Below are 18,697 nucleotides of genomic sequence, written 5' to 3' on the forward strand. Positions count from 1 at the left end.
CCCGTGCAGAAATCCGCAACGCATCCGTCAAGAACGCGACATTGTCCTTGAACCCCAAGGACTTGCCCAACCCGCGCTGCTCGCTTTCCCCCACGATCGCGAGCATCTCGGCGTAGCCGGTCCGCAGCTTTTGCTCACACGCCACCAACAGCGCGGTCAGGTCCCCATCGGGANCCTGCCACAACCGGGAAACGGGAGCCACCTCGGACATGCCACCATGCTATCAACTTTAGGACGTACGTTCGATACACGTTTGAGTGAACCCGTGACGCAGCCGCATTGCTGGGTGGCGCGCTACGACGGCGTGGCCAACCTGCCGGCGGGATGCGTGGCCAAGCAGTACATCAACCCGCCGGGCTCCGGCGGTCATTTCGACTTGTCGGCCGTCGCCGACTTCTGGCCCGGCATCGACCCGGCGCCGATCTCGCCAACCACCTCATCCATCTCGATCTCCGAGGAGGGATACACCATGCTCCAATTGCCCAGGGGCGGCGCCGCGGGCGGCATCGCCAAGGCCGTGAATTACCAGCTCGCCGTCTCGAGGTCGCATGAGCACGATGTGATCATCGCCCCCGGTGACATGCCGGTCGTGCTCTACGCGTCCTATCACTGGGCACGGGATAGCTCCCGAGAGCATGGTTTCGCCGCTACTGGCACAGAATCTGACGCCACATAGACAGTCTGCCTGATCTGCTCTCTGCTGTGCGCAGCTCGCAAGCTCTCGGTTTGCTCAGCTGGTTCGGGGGTCGACGGCTTCGCTGTCTGCGTCGCTCTCGGTCGTCACGGTCGCGTCCGCCTGGCTCGGACTTGCTGTCCGTACTTGTCCGACTGTTTGTAGACGGTTTCCGTCGCTTCTGGTGCGGGCCACACGGAGATCTTGTAGTCCTCGACAGGGTCATAGCGGTTGAGATGGGGGGCTGTGTCGCGGCCGCGAGCGTGCACGCGAAGCCGGTACGGGCCAGCTCCTGCGTGGGACAGGAATGGGAACTCCAGCGGCGAGTCCTCAAGCCCGCAGGCGATGAGTTCCCCATCCTCGGAGTCCACCGACACCTCAACGACTTCGTCCCAGTCGTCGAAGTCGACCGAACCCGGTGCACTGTCGAGGAGTTCAACGGTCACGTTGACCCGACCTGTGTTGATGCCGGTGAGGACAACAGCCCCGCTGGAGTCCGCCGCTACGAGACCGTTGGAATCAGGGTACAGGTTCTCGCTGACCCAACTGCCATAGTCTCTGACGAGGAACTGTCCATAAGTCACACGCAGTTCAGCGGTCGCTACCATCACCGGCTCGTTCATCTGTCTCCCTCTGACTCGACTACGCGATTGTTACCACAAACGGGTCCGAGTCGAGCTCAGTTCACCATCGCTACCGGAATGCGGGTCTGTTTGTGCGATCCGCACTCGTCCTGGTAGCGCGGCAGCAACGAGAGCACCAACGGCCTCATGGGCAGTATTTCCTCAAGGGAACGGACCTGTCCGGCTACCCCGACAAGAACTCGACAGGATCGCCGACCAGTTGAACAACCATCCCCGGCAGACACTCGACTGGCTCAAGCCGGCTGAAGTCTTCAACATCGCGCCCGATGGCGACGTTTGACGTATTTTCTCAGAATGTGAATGGTGAGCCAGGCTCGCTGTAAGCGAGATGTAAGTTCACCGGGCTTGACTGCGTCACGTGGCTGATTGGCAGGTAGACAGCGGAGAGCTCGCGGCGTCGGCGAGCAAGGTCGGCGCGGAGGCGCGGACGTTGGCGGGGCTGGCCCGCGAATTGGACGCGGTGCTGGTCGAGACGGCGGATTTCGATGCCCACGGCGATGTCGCCGGTCGCTACACCCGCGTGGTGTCCACCCAGCTGGCCGGACAGTTGCACGCGCTCGCGGACGAAGCCGGGATCCTGGCTCGAGACCTGTCGGCGTCCGCCCACACCTACGACTCGGCGGACGAGGATGCTGCTCGTTTCGTGGCCGGCGAAGGGAGTGAAGGCGCGTGAACACAGGTGCGGCCACGGCGCGGGACATCCTCGACAACGGTGCCGCCGGTCTGGACTTCTTCGCTTCGTTCGTGCCGGCCTACAACCGTTGTGTGCGCGCCGGCCTGGCCGGAGCGGGGGCCAAAGAGTTGAACTACCAGCGGGACTTCGCGGACCCGTTCTACACGCCGGACGCGACGAACTTCTCCCGGCTGCGCGCGGAGGCGGACCGGGTCGAGGCGGGTCGCCGGGCGTTGCTCGACGGCGCGGGCAGGCTGGCTGCGTACCACGAGGACCTGAAGAACCTGTGGCAAGGCGGCTCGGCGGAATCCGCGTCCATGCGATGCGGTGCGCTCGGGCAGAAGGTGCATGCTGCGGCCGGGAATCTCGCGGACGTGGCGGCGGGCCTGCGGGCCGCGGCGGCTTGCGTCGAGCGGTCTTGCCGCGAGAAGGCACACGCCGTGCAGGCCCTGGCCGCGGACGAGGTCGCCGGCCTTGGGGCGGATGCCGTGGAGCTGATGGCCGGGGTAGCGACCGGGCGGCCGGCGGTCGCCGAACTGCAGCGCGCGGCAGCCTTCGCCGGGATCGCGATCGGGGGCCGGGCGCTGGAGCGTTTGCCGATCGACTACCGGGAAGCGTTGCAAGCGGACATCGCCTCGTGGCTTGCCAACGGATTTGTCCCGGTCTTCGAGGCGCGCAAGAACGCCTTCGAGTCTGCTTGCGAGCGGGCACGCTCCCAATCCGACGGCGCGTGGACGGAACTGGACGGGACACTCGCCCAGTTCAACCCCGCTTCGGGCTCGTCTACTGTGGACTCTCGAGATTCGCACAGCGGTGTCGCGGAGCAGGCCACCGGGTTTCCGGGTGAGTCGGGGTTGATGTTCACCGCGCTCGGCGGCCTTGGCCTGACCACAAGCCGTGACCGGGATCGGCCTCGGCCAAATCGTGTCCCGATCAGTGAAAGCGTCGCGGACGACGTAGCGGAACCGTCCGATGCGGACGATGTGCTCGCCGATGAGCCAGGCGTCGAGGAGTCAGGCGTCGAGGAGCAAGCTGTCGCGACAGCCGGCCGCACGGAGCCCGCTGCCGTGGCACCACAGTCCGAATTGGACGAACTTGAACTGCTCGACGAACTCGACCGGCTGCCCGAACCTGGCAGCCCGCCGGTCGCGTCCGAGTTCGAGGATCTGTTGGAGGTCATCATGGAGGAAGACCGGTGAGCGACCTGACCGCGGAGGTGGCGCTGGAGTCGGAACGCGCCCCTGCCCTGCTGGGCGAGTTGGGCGCCGGCTGGCGGAAGCGGCTGAATACCCTGCGTGCCCAGATCGCGGCCGGCCGGCGCGAGATACCCACGCTCGCCGAACTCGACACGTTGATCGTCGAAGACGAGGACCGCAGGCGTGCCCGCACCGAAGCCACGAACCTCGAAACCGCGGAGGAGGGCGGCGTGCTCGTGCAGCCGGCCGGTTCGTCCGCGCGGCGGCCGATGCGAGTACGGGCGCAGCGATGGCAAGGCCGACCGCGTTACCACATCGAGCGGACGGAGGGTGCCTGATGCCCGACTGGCGGGAGGCTCGGGAGAAGGTACTCGACCAGTACCGTCGCTTCACCGAGACGTTCGACGAGACCAAAGGCAAGGCCGAGGGCGAACGGCTGCGTTACCGGAGCCCCGATGGGCTGGTGACCGTGGTGGTCGACGGAACCGGAACCGTCCGGTCGATCACGCTCGCGCCGGGAACGCTCGGTGGAGCGCATCCCGGCCGGCTGGGAGCCAGCGTCATGAACGCGGTCAATGCGGCGGGCAGGGCCGCGAACGCGCGCCTGACGCGCAAACTTGCGGAGAAACAGCGATGACCTCGTCCTACGAAGAATGGCTGGCCCAGGCCGAACAGCGGGAAAGGATGTGGGCCGCGGCCGAACGCCGGGTCGGCAGGTACCGGAAGCTGGCCGAATACGGCGTCGAGCAGAAGATCGAAGGTGGTTGCGGCACCGTCCGGGTCAACGCCGCCGGTGTGGTGCTGGGCATCGAGTTGGACCTGACCAACGCCCGCACCGCCGGCGAGGAGGTCCTCGCCGCCCGGCTCGTGGCGGCGCTGGCCGCGGCGCGAAAACGGGCGGGGCGCCTGCAGGAACTGATATCGGAACAGTGAGAGATCACCCCGGCACTTTCCGAGTAACACATGACAGGGAGAGGAAATGGGTTTCAAGATTCACGACGCGGACGGGCTGATCCGCAAGACGACGGTCACGATGGCGGCCGCCGCGGACAATCTGCACGACGCGATCGACAAGCTCAAGAACGCGACCATGCCGTCGGGCACGCTCGGTGTGCTCGGTGATGCCGGCACCGCCGAAGGCGACCTTCCGAGCAAGTACAACAAGGCCCGGGACAAGGCCGTGGAGAATTTGTGGACCGACATCAAGGCGATCGTCGAAAGCATTCGCTCGGTGGAGAAGGCGATCCACGAGTACAACGGTGCCGACCAGAACGCGATCGACAAGATCATCTTTGCGCAGGGGGATCCGTTGGCGGGTTCCGACAGCGAGTCGAGCGGCGTCCAGCACACCAAATCCGACGAGAAGCAGGACAGCGGCGGGGGCACCACTTCGCAGTGGTCGTCCAAGGCCCATTCGGGTTCTGGCGGCGGACTCACCAAGTAGCACCCATCCGGCGAGGAGGAAACCGATGACCGATACGTGGAGTGCCAGGGACGACTCGGCCGTGACGCAGTACGTGAAGCTTGCCGCGGCCGTGGCGGGCCCGGCCGGCGTCGAGCTTGTCGGCATAGTGGAAATGGCGGTCAAGACGATTCGAGCCATTGTGGGCGATTACCAGAAGATCCACGAACTGGCCACCGACTGGAGCGACGTGAAGTCGGACCTGGCCGCCGCCATCGGCGAGGTCCAGAACATGGCCGGCGCGCTGGGTCAGTATTGGACGGACGGGGCGGCCGACTCGTACCACAACTGGCTCGGCAACGCGAAATCCGTGCTCACCGATTTCAAGGACAGTGTGATCGGGAACGCCGAAGGATCGAACAAGGGCGTGCTTTCCGAGCTGGAGAATCTGGGCAGCGGGATCATCGAGGTCGTCAAGGCGTTCACCAAGGCCACCGAAGACTGCCTCATCGCGCTGCAGGAAAACGTCGGCAAGCTGGGCGCCGACGCGGTGAAAATCGCCGGAGACGCGGTGGAGATCGACGCCGAGAAGATCGCCGATGCCGGCGGCGACGCCGTCAAGTCCTCGGTGGAGGAGTTGATCAAGTTCGAAAAGGCGATCTTCTCCGCGGCCAACAAGCTGCTCACCACCTACAACCAAATGGTGAAGGAAGTCGACAACATCTACTCCAACATGAGCGGCGCGGTCGCGATCCAAGGCGGATACGCCTGACGGCGGCGAGGGGCTGACCGCGACGGCGAGCGCGGTCGGCCCGGTGGTCATCGGTCACGGTCCGGAGCCGGTGATCAGGCGGTAGAGGTAGAACGCGCTGATCAAGCTCAGCACCACGGTGACCGTCCAGCCCGCCAGCCTGACCCAGGGCGGCACGGTGTGCTCGCCCATCAGGCGCTTGTCGGCGGCGACCATGAGCAGGCAGACCAGGCCGACGGGAGTGCCGATGGCGCCCACGATTCCGGCGATGAACAGCAACCGGATCGGGGAGATACCGGCGTAGGCGGCGGTGGCGCCGAGCACGAGGGACAGCGCCAGGACGGTGTAGAACAGCGGCGCCTGGCGAGGCCGCAGCGACAGGCCACGTCGGAAGTTGAGTTGAGCCCCGGTGGCATAGGCGGTTGTGGCCATGATGACCGGCAGCGCGATGAGAGCGGACGTGAGCAGGCCGACGGCGAACAGATCTCCGGCGAACGGCCCGGCCAGCGGGCGCAAAGCCTGGGCGGCGCCCTGGGCGGTGTCGACGGGCAGTTGATGGACGCCGAGCGTGGCGCCGCAGGCGACGAGGATGAACCAGAACACGGCCACGGTGAAGAAACTGCCCAGCACGGCATCGACCCGCCGCGCGGAATACAACTGCCAGGGGACCTTCTCCTCGGCCTGTCCCAGGGTTTGCCAGAAATACACGTAGCCGGTCAGCGTGGTGCCCAGCAGCGACATGACATCGTTGAGGTAGTCCTGGGAACGCTGGAAACGGGGCACGAAACTGCCCTGGAGCACCGCCATCCAGTCGGGATGCGCGAGAATGGCCGAGACGGCATAAGCCAGCAGGCACAGCATGAGGTACTTCAGGGCCCGCTGCATGACTTGGTAGCCCACCTTCAGCAGCACGGCGAGCAGCACGATCGACAGCGGCGCCACGAACCACCGCCAGTCCTGGCGCACGATGAGCCCCACCGCGGCCGCCCCGCCCTCCAGGTCGGCCGCGATGGTGACGATGTTGACGACCAGGATCGACACCAGCAGGGACCAGCGGACAAGGCGGCCGCGGCTTCGGGAGATCGCGTCCTGCAGGTCGCGGTTGGTGGCGATCCCCACGCGCGTGGCAATGGTTTGAACCAATGCGATCAACGGGAAGAGCAGCAGCGTGAGCCAGCCGAGTTCGTAGGTCGTGCCCGCGCCGATGACCACGATCGTCGCCACCGTGGTCGGATCCGTGTCCGACGCGCCGGCGACCACCCCCGGACCGATCGCCCGCACGTAGTCGCGCGTACGCAACGCCGACCGGCGAGCCATCTGTCAATGCTACGTTCGGTCTAACGCAAGCTGAACTCGAGTTGAACCAAACGTTGTATCGACGTTAATCGCTGGGCTCGGGGTGGGGCTCGGGTTCGCGGTGACGCCAGTTGTCGGGCACGGTCGCCTCCAGGGCGTCGTCGACCGTCACCACACCGAGGATCCGGTCACCATCGTCGACGACGGGCAGCGCGAGCAGGTTGTAGTCGGACATCAGCAACGCGACGGTGAGCAGGTCCGCGGGCGGGTTGACCCGGACCGGGTCGTGCTCGCACACCTCGGCCAGCGCAGTGGCGGGGTCGGCCTGGACGAGGGCGACCAGACCGACCGCGCCGCGCAGCCGCCCGTGGTCGTCCACGGCGTAGACGGTGGTCAGCGCCTCGGACTGCAGGCCGTGTGCGTGCCGGACCCGCGCCAGGGCCTCCGCGGCCGGGGTGCCGGCGGGCAGGGCCAGGTAGTCGAGCGACATCAGCCCGCCGGCGGTGTTGTGCTGATAGCTGAGCAGGGTGGTGACCTTGACCCGCTGGCCGGCGGGCAGCAGGTTCAACACGGCCTGACGACGTTCCTGGGGAAGGTCCATGACGGCGTCGGCGGCGTCGTCGGCGTGCATCCGTGCCAGCACTCCGGCGACTTCTTCGTCGCTGCGATTGCGTAGCAGGCGTGCCTGCGGGTCGTCATCCAGTTCCTCGAAGACATCGGCCTCCAGCTCGGGATCGGTGTGGACCTGCCGCAGCAGGTCACCCTGCTCTTCGCGCGAGGCTTCCTCCAGCAGGTCGGCGATCTGCTGCGGTTTCAACCGCCGCAGGCGGGCGGTCGGGGACCGCAGCAGGGCCGAGGGTTCGTGGCCGATCAGGGCCTCGAACGCTTTCCAGTCCCGGACCGCGCTCGCCGCTCCCGGCGCGGTGCCGGTCAGCCGTTGCCACGCCCGGTGCCACCAGGTGGTGGGGCGGGTGTCCACGTCGGTGAGCACCCAGCCCGCGGGAGTCTCGGTCAGGCACAGGTCGTAGGCGCGCACCAGCCGCGCCTGGGGGATGTCGATCAGCCGGTGGCCCAGGATGTCGGCCGAGAGCAGCACCTCGCCGGGGCGCCGTTCGAAGGTCCGCAGGTCGACCTTGGCCGTGGACAGCCGGATGGTGCCGGTGTGCCAGTCGACGATCGATTCCGCGGGCAGGAACACGCGCCGGCCGCCGATGTCCGCGACGAGCCCGGTCACCAGTGGATAGTCCTGGCCGCGCAGGCGCACGATCACGTCGTCCGGCCGGCCGAGCTGTTGCCCGTGGGCGCCGAGCACCGCGCGGCGCAGCAGCGCGGACAGGGACAGCCGCCGGGCCGGCTGCGCCGACAGTGCCGAGGCCCCCGGGGTGGGCGATTGGTCAGGGCTTTCCGTCATGGCCGCCCCTTTCCGACTGCCTTCATTGTCCGCGTTCGACCGGCCGGACGTGAAGGTCAGTGAGCGACGGCGAGTTGGACGACACGCACGACCACCATGCCCACCGCCAGCACCAGGTAGGCACGCAGCACCATCAGGCCGACGCGGCGTCCGGCGCTGAGTTTGGGGCGGGCCAGCAGGGTCAGCGGACGCATGCGCCACGTGGCGCGTTGTTCACGGTCGTGCGGGGTCGCTCCGGTGGTGACGGCGGCCGGGTGTAGCCGCCGGTAGAGGGCCAGGAACACCCCGGCCAGGATCGCGAGCACGGTACCGCCGCCCAGGATGCCCAGGATGGCGTCACCGGGCAGGCCCGGGAACACCACGCTGGCGGTCAGGACCAGGGAAAGCATCACCAGGAGCGCGATCACCGCCGCGGTGAAGATGTTCAGCTTGCGGCCGTTGACCCACGGTCCGAGCACCTCCCGGTCGTTGCACAACAGCAGCAGGAACACCGTTGCCGAGGGCAGCAGCACCCCGGCCAGGGTCTGCACCCCCTCGGTGAGCAGGCCCAGCGGACTGCCGGGGATGATCACGATGACCGCGGCGACCAGCAGCAGGCCGGTGAAGATCGCGTAGAAGCCGATGGCCTGCCGGGGACTGCGGTGCAGGGAGTGACGCAGCCCGAGCACGTCGCCGATGGCGTAGGCGGTGGACAGCCCGACCGCGGAGGCGCCGATGATGCTCGCGTCGATCAACGCGAGCGCGAACAACACCCCGGCTGCCTTGTTCACGTAGCTGCTCAGGCCGGCGGCGACACCGCCGGCGTCGGTGAAGTGGCCGAACCCGGGTTGCCCGGCGAAAGCCGCCGTGGAGAAGGCCATCATCGCCGCGGCACCGATGATGACGATGACGATGCCGATCCACAGGTCGACCTTCTCGTAGCGGATGAACCGCGGCGTGATGCGCTTGTCGATGATGTAGGACTGCTGGAAGAACAGCTGCCACGGCGCGACGGTGGTGCCCACGATCGCGATGATCAACAGCATCACGGTGGACAGTTCCGCGCCACCGCCGGGAATCCCCGGGATGACGAAATCGCGCCCGATCTGCCCCAGCGGCGGGTGGGCCATCACCACGATCGGCACGAGCAGCAGGCTGCCCGCGACCAGCACGAGGCAGACCTGTTCGAAGCGGCGGAAGCTGCCGGTGCTGGCGGCGAGGATGACCACCGCCGCCGACAGCAGTACCCCGGGGGCCTTCGGCAGCCCGAGGAAGGACAGGCCGAGGCTGATCCCGATGAACTCGGTGATGATCGTCAGCGCGTTGAGCAGGAACAGGTCGATCACGCTGAAGGCGCCCCAGAACCGGCCGAAGCGTTCCAGGATCAGCCGGGCGTGGCCGACGCCGGTGACGGCGCCGAGACGCACCACCATCTCCTGGTTCACATACAACACCGGCACCAGCACCAGGAGCGTCCACAGCAGCGCTGTGCCGTAGTTCTGCCCGGCCTGCGTGTAGGTGCCGAACGCGCCGGCGTCGTTGTCGCCGACCATGACGATCAACCCGGGGCCGACGATCGCGACCAGGGTCTTCACCTTCGCTGACAGGCCCCGTCGCGCACCAACGTCGCCCTGGCGGATGGTGCCGAGCGCCCCCCGGATGTCACCGACGTGCGCTTGGTCCAGCACCGCCGGCCGACCCGGCGGCGCGCCGGTTGTGCCTTTGGCATTCGTCGCCACCGAAGCCTCCTCTCCACCGGAGGACACGCCACCCCCACCGGCAATACCCCGGCCGGGCAGCCGGCACCAGATCGTCGAACGTGGAAGTCCGCCCGATCACCGGGCGCAGGTCAAAACGTGTCACGAACCGTGTGCGCCGTATGCCGCCGTAGCGGCTCGCTCAGGTGCGTCAGGACGCCCACAGGAGGGCGTGAGCAGCCGAACTTCGACTGGGACTGTCGCCGGTACTCATCGCTCACCTCCCCGGGCCTGGCACCGCGGTGCACGTCAGCAGGAAAGGGGTCTGGGGCCAGCCCCAGACGGTGCTACTCAATCCATGTTAGACACTCGATCGACCGGAGGACCAAAGTCGGTCCGCTGAGGTCGCAGGTCTCTTTCCCGCCGGGGGGCGCTCGCCGAAGCTGGCCGTGGACGAAAGGGACGATCTGGCGGATGGTTTCCGGCCTGGCCGGGCCAGCACCGAGGCATCATGACCGGTTCCACCAGCGGCCACCGCAGCGTGGCGCACACCGCGGATCTTCGCGTCGAGGCGTGGGCTCCGACGCGGGAGGAGTGCGTCGCACAGGCCGTGGGCGCCATGGTGGAAAGCTTCGCCGACGCCGGCCTGCCGTCACCGTCGCGGACGGTGGCGTGCAAGGTGACCGGTTCCAGCGACGGAGATCTGCTCGCCGCCGTGCTCGACGAGGTCATCTATCGCCTGGAGACGGCGGGCGAAATCCCGGTCGCGACCGAGGTTTCCGCCACCCCCGGCGGTTTGCGGCTGCGGCTGCACATGGTGGACGCCGACACGGTCGTCGAGGTCGGCACGGTGCCCAAGGCCGTGTCGCTGCACGAGTTGCGGTGCGAACGCCGGCCGGACGAGTGGTGGTGCTCGGCGATCGTCGACGTCTGAGGAGGCCAGCGTGCGCACCGGTTCGGACCAATCGGCTCTGGAGATCGTGGCGGAGACGCCCCACCGGTTCCGGATCGAACGGCACGGCCGGATGCGGGTGCCCGGCATCGTGTTCGCCTCGCGTGCGTTGCTGCCGGATCCCGCGGGGGACGAGTCGCTGCGGCAGGTGGCCAATGTGGCGACACTGCCGGGGATCGTGCGTGCCTCCTTCGCCATGCCCGACGTGCACTGGGGTTACGGATTTCCCATCGGCGGCGTGGCCGGCACCGATGTCGACCACGGTGGCGTGGTCTCGCCCGGAGGGGTCGGGTTCGACATCTCCTGCGGGGTGCGGCTGCTCGCCGCGGACCTCGACCGTGACGCGCTGGCGCCTCGCCTCGGCGGGCTGATGGACGCGCTGGGCCAGGCGATTCCGCGAGGCATGCGTCGCGGAGCGGTGTGGACACTGGCATCGCCCGGGCAGTTGCGAGACCTGCTTGCCGGCGGGGCCCAGTACGCGGTGGAATCCGGTCACGGGGTGGCCAGGGACCTGCTGCGCTGCGAGGACGGCGGGGTGGTGACCGGGGCCGATCCCGGCGGGCTCAGCGAGCGTGCCATCGAGCGCGGGCTGGGTCAGGTGGGCAGCCTGGGCTCGGGCAACCATTTCCTGGAGGTCCAGGCGGTCGAAAAGATCTACGACGAACCGGCCGCCGACGCGTTCGGGCTGTGGCCAGGACAGGTCTGCGTGATGATCCATTGTGGTTCGCGGGGGCTCGGTCACCAGGTGTGCTCCGACCACGTGCGGTTGATGGAAAAGGCCATGGCGCGCTACGGGATCGAGGTGCCCGACCGGCAACTGGCGTGTGTGCCCGCCGAGTCGCCGGACGGGCGGGCGTATTTCGCGGCGATGGCGGCGGCCACGAACTACGCCCGCGCCAACCGGCAGTTGCTCACCGAAGCCGCCCGCCGGGCGTTCGGCATGCGCGCCGGAGCCCGACTGGATCTCGTCTACGACATCTCGCACAACCTCGCGAGCCTGGAGGCCCACGACGTCGACGGCCACCGCCGCCGGCTGTGCGTGCACCGCAAGGGTGCCACCAAAGCGTTGCCACCGGCTCACCCGGACCTGCCGCCCGACCTGATCGACACGGGCCAGCCGGTGCTGATCCCGGGCACCATGGGGACCGCCTCCTACGTCCTCGCCGGCGTGCCCGGCAACCCGGCGTTCGACTCCACCTGCCACGGCGCGGGCCGGACCCGGAGCCGCCACGCCGCCGCCCGCGAGACCAAGGGCCGTCGGCTGCGCGACGAGCTGGAGGCCCACGGCATCGCCGTGCGCGGCACGTCCTGGCAGGGACTCGCCGAGGAGGCACCCGCCGCCTACAAGGACATCGACGCCGTCATCGATACCGCCGTCGGCGCCGGCCTGTGCCGCAAGGTCGCCCGGCTGGTGCCGCTCGGCGTCGTCAAGGGGTGACCCTTGGTGTGAAAGGGACTTTGGTCCTCCCGGTGCCATCCAAGGGGCCGCATTCACCGGGCCAGTGTTCGGCGTGTACTGGCTACACCTGGCAACTTGGGAAGAGGTTGTTCGAAACGCGAGATGAACACGCTTGGTGACACACCACAACGCTGGGGGCTCCGCCCCCACCCCCCGATTGGGGGCAAGCCCCCAGAGCCCCTGCGTGGGCGGGGAGGCAGGCGGCCATCGTGGTCAACCGGCTGCCGGGCCTGTCCACCCGAACACGTTCCGAACAACGCGGAAGAGGGTGACCGACGATGACCTCGATGCTGCCACGCGGCCGGACCTTGTTTCCCGGCCTGATCGACTGGCTGGAAAGCCCGTGGCCCTTCGGCGAACGCAACCTGGTCCGCGTCGAGGAGCGGGTCGGGGACGGCAACTACATCGTGCGGGCCGAACTACCCGGATTCGACCCGAACGAGCACATCCACGTCAGCACCGAGGGCGGGGTGTTGACCATTGACGCGGAACGGGAGTCCAGCACGAAGGAGGCCGCTCACAGCGAGTTCCGTTACGGCAAGTTCCACCGCGCGGTCTCGCTGCCCGAGGGTGCCGACACGACGAAGATCACCGCCAAGTACACCGACGGCATCCTCGAAATCACGATCCCGGTCCAACTGCACGAGCACGGCAAGACCGTCGACGTCAGGGTCGAACACGACTGAAGGTGCGACAATGAGCCACTCGTGGCATCCGGCGTGCCTGCATGAGTGAGGAGTTTATGCCGAATTCCGTCAGTAACGGGTCACTCATCACCACTGCGGCCGGCGCCCGGACCTTTGTCTGGTAATTGCGCGGGCGGGGCATCGGTGATGGTGGATTGCGCAATCGGTGCCGGGGCGGTGCGAGCCTACGCGGTGTGTATGGGATGAGCGAGCGAGCCGGGCAGACGCCCCGCGAACTTTCCGTGGACCTCTACCGGGTCGTGGCGATCCTGGTCGTGGTGGCCGGGCACTGGCTCGCTGCTTCGATCACGTTCCGCGACGGCCGCTTCGGTGACGAGAACGTCCTGGCGAGCATGCCCTGGACCCAGTGGATGACCTGGTTATTCCAGGTGATCCCGGTGTTCTTCCTGGTGGCCGGTTACGCCGGCGCGGCGTCCTGGGCCCGCTGGCCGGGCCGGTGGCCGGGCTGGCTGCGGCACCGGCTCGCCGCGGTGCTCACGCCGACCACCGTCTACGTGGCGGTGATGCTGGCCGTGGTCGCCGCCCTGCGACGGTCCACAGTGGACCCGTCACAGCTGGCGTTCGGGGCGTGGGCGCTCGCGTTTCACCTGTGGTTCCTGCCGGTCTATCTGCTGCTGGTCTCGGTGACGCCGCTGGCGGTCGCGGCGCAGCGACGGTGGGGGCTGGCGGTGCCGGCCGTGCTCGCGCTGGTGGTGGGGGCGATCGATGTCGCGGCGCTGGCGGGCGGGGTGCCGGCGGCCGGCTCGGTCAACTATCTGCTGGGCTGGGCGGCGGTGTACCAGTTGGGGGTCGCCTGGTGTACCGGCGCGCTGCGGGGTGCGCGGCCGGCCCTGCTGGCCGCGGGAGCGGTGGCCGTGCTGGCGGTCCTGCTGTGGCTGGGGCCTTACCCGGCGAGCATGGTCGGCGTGCCGGGAGAGGCGGTGCGCAACACGTCACCGCCGAACTTCGCGCTGATCGCCTTCAGTGCCGCCCAGGCCGGCCTGCTGGTGATGGCCGCATCGGCGGTCACCGCCCGGCTGCGTCACTCGTCCCGGCGGCGCGTGCTGACCCCGGCGAACCGCACTGTGATGGCGGTTTACCTGTGGCACATGGTTCCGGTCGCCGTCGTCGCGCTCGCCGCTTACCCGGGCGGGTTGTTGCCTCAGCCCGTGCTGGGCTCGGCCGGCTGGTGGGTGACGAGAGTTCCGTGGCTGACCGGGCTCATCGTTGTGATGGCTGTGGTGTTGCTGCCGCTCGCGTTGGCGCAGCCGCGCTTGACGCGGTACGTGTCGGCCCTCGCCGAGCGGGTACCGATTCGCCTGTACGGGCCGGTTCTCCTCGTCGGAGCCGCAATCTCGGCCTTCGCGCTGTACCGGTTCGCGATCGACGGGTTCGCGCCCGACGGGCAGTTTCCGACGCTGACCACCGTTGTCTACGTCGTGGGCGTGACGCTCGCGACGTTCGGGCGTGCGGAACCGCAATCCGAGCGGGGAGTGGTCGCCGAGCGGGCCGGGCGCGGGTGAGCCGTGCCGCGCGCCGGGGGTCTCACAGCTTGTAGCCGATGGTGCGCAGCAGGGCTTTCCGGTCGGCCTCATCGGCCGGGGTCTCGACACCCCGCGGCGGCGATCCGTCGACCACGCCCACTATCGCGCGGCCGAGCCCGGTTCCGGCGACGAGCACCTCGACGGGATTGGCGGTGGCACAGAAGATCCCACAGACCTCCGGCACCTGCTTGACCGCGTTCAGCACGTTGACGGGGTAGCCCTCGCGGAGGAACACGATGAACGAGTGTCCCGCGCCGATCTCCTGCGCGTTTTTGGTCGCCAGTTCGACCAGTCCAGGATCGTTGCCGGAATGGCGGACGAGCCGGGGTCCCGACGCCTCGCAGAACGCGAACCCGAACTTCAGGTGCGGGCTGGTTCCGGCGAGCGCCTCGTGCAGGTCCTCCACGGTCTTGATGAAATGCGCCTGGCCGAGGATCACGTTGACGTCCTCGGGCTTCTCGATGGTCACCACGCTGAGGTTCATGGCCCGATTCTCGTCCGCCGGGCGGCGCCTTCGCCACGGCCGGCCATCGCCTAACTTCTACATGCATGTAGTTTTACGGCGTGCTTGGTCAAGGAGTGGTGACCCGGGTGGTGATCGTGTCCGCCCGGGTCGGCGCCGGACACGATGGGGCCGCGTGCGAGCTGGCCCGCCGGTTTCGTGAGCGGGGAATGCGGGTCGACCGCCTCGACTTCCTGGATCTGCTGCCGGGACGGCTGGGCCGGATACTGTGCGGTTTCTACCAGCGCCAGTTGACCGTGGCGCCGCGTAGCTGGGACTGGTTGCTGGCCTTGCTGGGCACGCGGGTGATAGCCGGCCTGGCTCGCCGGTTCGCCCGGCTGGCCGCGCCGGGGCTCGGCGAGGTGATTGATCGCGATGTCGTGCTGACGGTGTCCACGTATCCGATGGCCACGCACACGCTGGCCCATCTCAAGGCGATCGGCGGGCTGGCGGCGCCGCTCGCGGTGTACCTCACCGATCCGTCCGTGCACCGCTTGTGCATCAGCCCGCTGGCCCAGCTCACCGTGGCGCCCAACGAGATCGCCGCGGATCAGGCGCAACGCTGGGGTGCCCGGCGAACGGTGGTGGCCCGCCCGCTGGTCGCGCCGGAGTTCCGGCCCCCGCGGTCGTGGGCCGAGCGGCTCCGGGCACGGGCGATGTTCGGATTGCCCGAGGGGCAACGGCTGGCGCTGGTCGTGTCCGGTTCGTGGGGCGTGGGCCACGTCGAATCGATCGCGGCGGACGTCGCGGCGTCGGGACAGGCGGTGCCGGTGGTCGTCTGCGGGCGGAACGAGCGGCTGCGGGAGCGGTTGACGGCGGCCGGCTTCCGATTCGTGCTGGGCTGGGTGGAGTCGATGCCGGAGCTGATGCGGGCCTGCGATGTGGTGGTGCAGAACGCCGGCGGGTTGTCGACGTCCGAGGCACTGGCGACCGGCCTGCCGGTGCTGACCTACCGGTGTCTTCCCGGGCACGGGCGAGCGAACGCGGCCGTGCTGGACGCCGAGGGCACGGTCCCGTGGGTCCGGCGGCGTGCGGATCTCGAGCCGGCGTTGACGCGGGCGCTGGCGGCCGGGAACTCCACGGAGCCGGCCCGGCCCGTGCCGGTGGCCGAGGTGGCGAGTTGAAACGGGTTCTTGCCGCCGGTGCCGTGGTGGCGACCGCGATGCACGCGGCGCCGTCGGCCCTGTTCGTTCCCGCCGTGCGTGGCGTGCTCGCGCCACGACTCGCGGGCCACGGCAATCCCGGGCACGTCGCGCTGACTTTCGACGACGGGCCGCATCCCGTTGCCACGCCGCGGTTTCTGGCGGTGCTGGCGGCACACCGGGTGCGGGCGACGTTCTTCGTGCTGGGCCGGGAATTGGTGCGCGCGCCGTGGCTCGGGCGCGCCATTGTCGAGCAGGGACACGAGATCGCGGTGCACGGCTGGGATCACCGCTGTCTCCTGTGGCGGAGCCCGTCCGCGGTGTTCGACGGTTTCGCCCGCACGATGGATGCGATTCACGACATCACGGGTGTGCGGCCGCGATGGGTGCGTGCCCCCTACGGCGTATTCACCGCCGCATCGCTGCTGGCGGCGCGGCGGCTGGACCTGGCCCCGGTGTTGTGGACGTGCTGGGGCTTCGACTGGACGCGCCGGGCGACACCCGCGACGGTGACCGCCACCGTTCGGCGTGACCTGCGGGGTGGCGGGACCATCCTGCTGCACGACTCGGACGTCGAAGCCACGCCGGGTTCGTGGCGGTCAGCTCTCGGCGCACTGCCGATTCTGCTGGCGCACTGCCACGAACGCGGCCTCACGGTAGGCCGCCTGGCCGAGCATGGTCTCCTGCCCGCCGGGCGGGCATAGGCCCTGCCGCGCGATTTCGATGTCGGCATGCAGATCGGTCGCCGAGTCGAGCGCCGTGCCGGCCGCTCCGGCGGTGACACCGAGGACCACCGCCATCCCGAGCAGGGCCACCGGCGCCAGGACGGACCGGGGCCGTGGCGTGGCGAGCAGGGCCGCGACGCGTCGCGGGACGTGGCCCCCGGCCGCGCCCGGCGCGAAGGACACGGCGGTCCGGGTGGCGAGCGCGGCCTTGGCCACCGCGGTGGCCAGGATCCGCCGGTCGCCCACCCGGTGCGCGGCGACCTCGTCGGCCCACCGTTCCAGCGCGAACCGCGCCGTGCCGCCGAGCGGGCGCACCAGCGGGTTGAGCACGCACGACGCCGCGATCGCGCCCAGGAAGACGTGGTGGCGCAGGCGCAGGTGGGCGGCCTCATGGGCGAGCAGCGCGCTGCGTTCCCGGGGTCGCAGCGCGGACAGGAGCCCGCCCGAGACGACGATGCGCCCGCCCCGGCCGGGTACGGCGAAGGCCACGGGTTCGCGGTCGGGCACGATGATCACGCCGCCGTCCCGGCTGTGCCGGTCGAGTTCGGTATGCAGCGCCCGGAACCAGGCACGGTAGCGCAGCCCGGAACGCCACGCCGAAATGGCGAGGACGACCAGGGCGAGCCCGCAGAACGCGGCCAGCGGAATGCTGACCGCACCGGAGTCGAGCAGGTCGGCGGGGGAGACCCCGTCGGCGGTGGCGATCGCCGGGAGCAGCGTGAGCCCGGCCAGGACCGGCACCACCAGCGCCGCCGTGCTGGCGATCGTGAGCACCACGCAACTGGCCGTCAGCAGCCAGCTCGCCCACGGCGGAGGCAGCCGCGGCGCGGCCCAGTGCGCCGCCGGCCAGGCGATCAACGGCAGCAGCAAGGGCACGATCACCTCGGCCACGTCCACGGTTTCAGCCCTCGTCGGCGCCGTGCCGGTGCAGCAGGTCGAGCAGGACCCGCTCATCCGACTTCGACAGGCCGGACACGAACCGGGCCAGCACGCTGCCGCGGTCGGGCTCACGGTCGAGCACGCTGCGCATCCGCCGCGCCGCCAGCCCGGCCTCGTCCTCGACGGCCTGGTAGGCGAACGAGCGACCCCGCTTCTCCCGGATGAGGACGCCCTTGTCGTACAAGCGCGACAGGATCGTCACCACCGTGGTGTAGGCCAGCTCACCGGGCAGCCGCTGCTGCACCTCGCCGGCCGAGAGCGGCTCGTCCGCCTCCCACAGCACGCCGAGCACCTCGGCCTCCAGTTCGCCGGGCGCCCGTCGCCCCCCATCGCCGGAATCAGTCCGCACCCGCCGAATCTACCCCGCGCGGCGTGCGCCGGTCAGAAGTCCATCCCGGCCGGGTCCGGCGCACCGGCCAGGGCCTTGTCCTTCTCCGGCTTGTCGGTGACCACGGCTTCGGTGGTCAGGAACAGGGCCGCGATGGACGCGGCGTTCTGCAGTGCGGAGCGAGTGACCTTGGCGGGGTCGATGATGTCCGCGTCGAGAAGGCGGCAGTACTCGCCGGTGGCGGCGTTGAGGCCGTGGCCGGCGGGCAGGGTCTTGACCTTCTCCACCACGACGCCGCCTTCGAGGCCGGCGTTGACCGCGATCTGCTTGAGCGGAGCCTCGACCGCGACCTTGACGATGTTGGCACCGGTGGCCTCGTCGCCGGTCAGCTTGAGGCTGTCGAACGCGATCTGCGCGGCCTGCAGCAGGGCCACGCCACCACCGGCGACGATGCCCTCCTCGACGGCGGCCTTCGCGTTCCGCACCGCGTCCTCGATGCGGTGCTTGCGCTCCTTGAGCTCGACCTCGGTGGCGGCACCGGCCTTGATGACGGCCACGCCACCGGCCAGCTTCGCCAGCCGCTCCTGCAGCTTCTCCCGGTCGTAGTCCGAGTCGGAGTTCTCGATCTCGGCACGGATCTGGTTGACCCGGCCCTGGATCTGCTCCGCGTCACCGGCACCCTCGACGATGGTCGTCTC

22 protein-coding genes and 1 pseudogene are annotated in these 18,697 nt (G+C 69.1%); 15 read left to right on the forward strand and 8 right to left on the reverse strand.

Going from position 1 to position 18,697, the window contains the following annotated elements; translation table 11 throughout:
* Positions 1-265: 265 nt before the first annotated feature.
* Positions 266-676 carry a hypothetical protein gene (locus A3CU_RS0134145; protein WP_027946021.1) on the forward strand — a complete coding sequence of 137 codons (411 nt, stop codon included), beginning with the start codon at positions 266-268 and terminating at the stop codon, positions 674-676.
* Between the two features lie 104 nt (positions 677-780).
* On the opposite strand, the gene A3CU_RS48155 is transcribed toward A3CU_RS0134145, so the two are convergent.
* Positions 781-1,296, reverse strand: a complete 516-nt coding sequence (locus A3CU_RS48155; protein ID WP_052372676.1) for a hypothetical protein — start codon at positions 1,294-1,296, stop codon at positions 781-783.
* A gap of 57 nt (positions 1,297-1,353) precedes the next feature.
* Between A3CU_RS48155 and A3CU_RS54880 the strand changes: the two are divergent.
* The 8 genes and pseudogenes from A3CU_RS54880 to A3CU_RS48165 form a co-directional block, all read left to right on the forward strand.
* Positions 1,354-1,597: pseudogene (locus tag A3CU_RS54880) on the forward strand (transposase); the annotation flags it as partial.
* A gap of 78 nt (positions 1,598-1,675) precedes the next feature.
* Entirely contained in the window at positions 1,676-1,990 is a 315-nt protein-coding gene (locus A3CU_RS0134165) for a hypothetical protein (protein WP_027946022.1), read from the forward strand.
* Complete coding sequence (locus A3CU_RS53725; RefSeq protein WP_027946023.1) at positions 1,987-3,189, forward strand: hypothetical protein; 1,203 nt, start codon at positions 1,987-1,989, stop codon at positions 3,187-3,189. Before A3CU_RS0134165 ends, A3CU_RS53725 begins: the two co-directional genes overlap by 4 nt.
* Positions 3,186-3,524, forward strand: coding sequence for a hypothetical protein (locus A3CU_RS53730; protein WP_027946024.1), 339 nt, complete (start codon positions 3,186-3,188; stop codon positions 3,522-3,524). Before A3CU_RS53725 ends, A3CU_RS53730 begins: the two co-directional genes overlap by 4 nt.
* On the forward strand, positions 3,524-3,823 hold the full coding sequence (locus A3CU_RS53735; protein WP_043843568.1) for a YbaB/EbfC family nucleoid-associated protein: 300 nt from the start codon (positions 3,524-3,526) through the stop codon (positions 3,821-3,823). Before A3CU_RS53730 ends, A3CU_RS53735 begins: the two co-directional genes overlap by 1 nt.
* Positions 3,820-4,119 carry a hypothetical protein gene (locus tag A3CU_RS0134185; protein WP_027946025.1) on the forward strand — a complete coding sequence of 100 codons (300 nt, stop codon included), beginning with the start codon at positions 3,820-3,822 and terminating at the stop codon, positions 4,117-4,119. Before A3CU_RS53735 ends, A3CU_RS0134185 begins: the two co-directional genes overlap by 4 nt.
* Positions 4,120-4,165: 46 nt before the next feature.
* Positions 4,166-4,630: a hypothetical protein gene (locus A3CU_RS0134190; RefSeq protein WP_027946026.1), complete on the forward strand. Its 465-nt coding sequence runs from the start codon at positions 4,166-4,168 to the stop codon at positions 4,628-4,630.
* A gap of 25 nt (positions 4,631-4,655) precedes the next feature.
* The gene (locus A3CU_RS48165) at positions 4,656-5,360 is read left to right on the forward strand and encodes a WXG100 family type VII secretion target (RefSeq protein ID WP_043843570.1); all 705 of its coding nucleotides are present in this window, start codon (positions 4,656-4,658) and stop codon (positions 5,358-5,360) included.
* 54 nt (positions 5,361-5,414) lie between these two features.
* Here A3CU_RS48165 and A3CU_RS0134200 read toward each other — a convergent pair whose 3' ends face one another.
* From A3CU_RS0134200 to A3CU_RS0134210, 3 genes are all read right to left on the reverse strand, one after another.
* Complete coding sequence (locus A3CU_RS0134200) at positions 5,415-6,656, reverse strand: Nramp family divalent metal transporter (RefSeq protein WP_027946027.1); 1,242 nt, start codon at positions 6,654-6,656, stop codon at positions 5,415-5,417.
* A gap of 64 nt (positions 6,657-6,720) precedes the next feature.
* Entirely contained in the window at positions 6,721-8,046 is a 1,326-nt protein-coding gene (locus tag A3CU_RS48170) for a magnesium transporter MgtE N-terminal domain-containing protein (protein ID WP_052372678.1), read from the reverse strand.
* A 56-nt stretch (positions 8,047-8,102) separates the two neighbouring features.
* Entirely contained in the window at positions 8,103-9,764 is a 1,662-nt protein-coding gene (locus A3CU_RS0134210) for an Nramp family divalent metal transporter (protein WP_027946028.1), read from the reverse strand.
* A gap of 469 nt (positions 9,765-10,233) precedes the next feature.
* On the opposite strand from A3CU_RS0134210, the gene A3CU_RS0134215 reads away from it, so the two are divergent.
* From A3CU_RS0134215 to A3CU_RS48175, 4 genes are all read left to right on the forward strand, one after another.
* Complete coding sequence (locus A3CU_RS0134215) at positions 10,234-10,656, forward strand: archease (RefSeq protein WP_027946029.1); 423 nt, start codon at positions 10,234-10,236, stop codon at positions 10,654-10,656.
* A 10-nt stretch (positions 10,657-10,666) separates the two neighbouring features.
* The gene (locus A3CU_RS0134220; RefSeq protein WP_281174179.1) at positions 10,667-12,112 is read left to right on the forward strand and encodes an RtcB family protein; all 1,446 of its coding nucleotides are present in this window, start codon (positions 10,667-10,669) and stop codon (positions 12,110-12,112) included.
* Between the two features lie 299 nt (positions 12,113-12,411).
* Positions 12,412-12,819, forward strand: coding sequence for an Hsp20/alpha crystallin family protein (locus A3CU_RS0134225; protein WP_027946031.1), 408 nt, complete (start codon positions 12,412-12,414; stop codon positions 12,817-12,819).
* Positions 12,820-13,022: 203 nt separating this feature from the next.
* A complete protein-coding gene (locus tag A3CU_RS48175; protein ID WP_043843572.1) occupies positions 13,023-14,342 on the forward strand; it encodes an acyltransferase family protein in 1,320 nt (439 codons plus the stop codon).
* Between the two features lie 22 nt (positions 14,343-14,364).
* On the opposite strand, the gene A3CU_RS0134235 is transcribed toward A3CU_RS48175, so the two are convergent.
* Positions 14,365-14,847 (reverse strand): adenosine-specific kinase, encoded by a 483-nt coding sequence (locus A3CU_RS0134235; RefSeq protein ID WP_027946032.1) that lies wholly within the window; start codon positions 14,845-14,847, stop codon positions 14,365-14,367.
* An 80-nt stretch (positions 14,848-14,927) separates the two neighbouring features.
* On the opposite strand from A3CU_RS0134235, the gene A3CU_RS48180 reads away from it, so the two are divergent.
* Positions 14,928-15,989 (forward strand): glycosyltransferase, encoded by a 1,062-nt coding sequence (locus tag A3CU_RS48180; RefSeq protein WP_245617471.1) that lies wholly within the window; start codon positions 14,928-14,930, stop codon positions 15,987-15,989.
* Entirely contained in the window at positions 15,986-16,711 is a 726-nt protein-coding gene (locus tag A3CU_RS0134245) for a polysaccharide deacetylase family protein (protein WP_027946033.1), read from the forward strand. Before A3CU_RS48180 ends, A3CU_RS0134245 begins: the two co-directional genes overlap by 4 nt.
* Here the strand turns inward: A3CU_RS0134245 and A3CU_RS0134250 are convergent.
* The 3 genes from A3CU_RS0134250 to A3CU_RS0134260 all read right to left on the reverse strand — a co-directional run.
* Positions 16,607-17,629, reverse strand: a complete 1,023-nt coding sequence (locus A3CU_RS0134250; protein ID WP_027946034.1) for a M56 family metallopeptidase — start codon at positions 17,627-17,629, stop codon at positions 16,607-16,609. The two genes, A3CU_RS0134245 and A3CU_RS0134250, sit on opposite strands and share 105 nt — an antisense overlap.
* A gap of 4 nt (positions 17,630-17,633) precedes the next feature.
* Positions 17,634-18,020 carry a BlaI/MecI/CopY family transcriptional regulator gene (locus A3CU_RS0134255; protein WP_027946035.1) on the reverse strand — a complete coding sequence of 129 codons (387 nt, stop codon included), beginning with the start codon at positions 18,018-18,020 and terminating at the stop codon, positions 17,634-17,636.
* A 32-nt stretch (positions 18,021-18,052) separates the two neighbouring features.
* Positions 18,053-18,697: TCP-1/cpn60 chaperonin family protein (locus tag A3CU_RS0134260; RefSeq protein ID WP_027946036.1), on the reverse strand; the 645-nt coding region annotated here is incomplete at its 5' end.

This window comes from Amycolatopsis taiwanensis DSM 45107, assembly GCF_000519205.1.
GTDB classification, from domain to species: Bacteria; Actinomycetota; Actinomycetes; order Mycobacteriales; family Pseudonocardiaceae; genus Amycolatopsis_E; species Amycolatopsis_E taiwanensis.